We start from the raw sequence: 1,332 nt of genomic DNA, 5'->3' as shown, positions 1-1,332 counted from the left end.
GCACGTTCCGATCGATCGCGACATCGAAAGGGTCGTAGTAGACCGGGGACATCGTGCCGACACTCATCGGCTGCTCCGCTCCTGCTGATGGTGGCCAGGAGCTCAATCTACGAAAGATATATATATTTTTCAATGCGCGGCCCGGTTCCGGCGCCGGCCGGACCGGTGGTCCGTCGGCCACGGCGCGCGGCGCGCGGCGGCCATGATCCGAGTCGGGCGGCGGCTCAGGTGTAGTGGTGGAGGAGGTCGACGACGGTCGACGCCTCCTGGCCGAGCATCACCCGGCCGACCACGGTCATGTGGGACCGCCAGTGCTCCTCGGCCGCGGCGGGGACACCGGTCTCGAGCAGGTCGAGGAGCCGCCGCTGCGAGCGGATACCGCGGCGGCGGGTCGTCAGCGACCCGACGACGTCGTCCGCCTCGGTGCTGACCGCGGTGACGGCGCGGGCCACGACCTCGTTGAGCATCTCGGCGACGATGCTCAACGTCTGGTTGCCGGCCAGCGCCACCAGTCGCTCGTGGAACTGGGCGTTGGCGTCGCCGAACACCTCCGGGTCCTGGATCGCCGCCTCTTCCGCGTCGATGAGGGCGCGAAGCTCGGCGATGACCGGGCGGCGGTTGCGCATGCCGGCGATCGCCCGCGCCGCCAGCGGCTCCAGCAGAGCGCGGGCCTCGAAGACGTCGGCGAGCGACACGTTGCGCGAGTGCAGCACCAGAGCGGCCGTGCGCGCCGTCATCCGCTCGTTCGGCTCATGCACGATGACCCGGCCGTGCAGGCCACGCACCACGGAGATCAGACCCTCGGCCTCCAGGATGCGCAACGCCTCGCGCAGCGAGGGCCGCGAGACGCCGAACCGCTCGACCAGCTCGGGCTCCCGGCCGAGCGTCTCCCCCTCCGTGAGCTCGCCGCTGGCGATCAGCATCCGGAGCTCGTCGGCGATCTGCTGCGGCTTCTCCCGGAGCCGTGGGGCCTTGCGCTTGTCGACTACCACCGGACCACCCCACGTACCCCAAGCCGCGCCGGATCCCGCGGCGGATTCTCCCGAGCGCCGCTGGCACCTACTAGCCGCTGGCACTCGTCAGTTGCTGGCACCCACTAGTTGCTAGCACGACTATCGACATGGTTGCCTCTAGATGTTTTTCCAGTCTACGCAGGAGCGCACCGGAATCCGCGGCAAGTTGACCACGTCGCGGCGCGCGGACACCCACCGGGCGGCCGCGCCGCCCCGACCGCGGGTTGCCGCCGCCCCGCGTCCTCAGGCGCTGACTGGAAAACCCAACGCAACGTGGTCAGGCTCGCGCCCACCGGGGCGCTTGGCCGCTGGTAGGCGT

At 70.3% G+C, this 1,332-nt stretch carries 1 protein-coding gene; it reads right to left on the bottom strand.

Annotated features, from left to right (window positions below):
* Positions 1-224 precede the first annotated feature (224 nt).
* Positions 225-992: a FadR/GntR family transcriptional regulator gene (locus tag I6A81_RS41235; protein WP_307875244.1), complete on the bottom strand. Its 768-nt coding sequence runs from the start codon at positions 990-992 to the stop codon at positions 225-227.
* Between the last annotated feature and the right edge of the window lie 340 nt (positions 993-1,332).

Source organism: Frankia nepalensis (assembly GCF_016786325.1).
Classification (GTDB): Bacteria; Actinomycetota; Actinomycetes; order Frankiales; family Frankiaceae; genus Pseudofrankia; species Pseudofrankia nepalensis.
The sequence above is the reverse complement of the archived record's forward strand: the minus strand, read 5'-3'. Positions and strand labels throughout refer to the sequence as shown.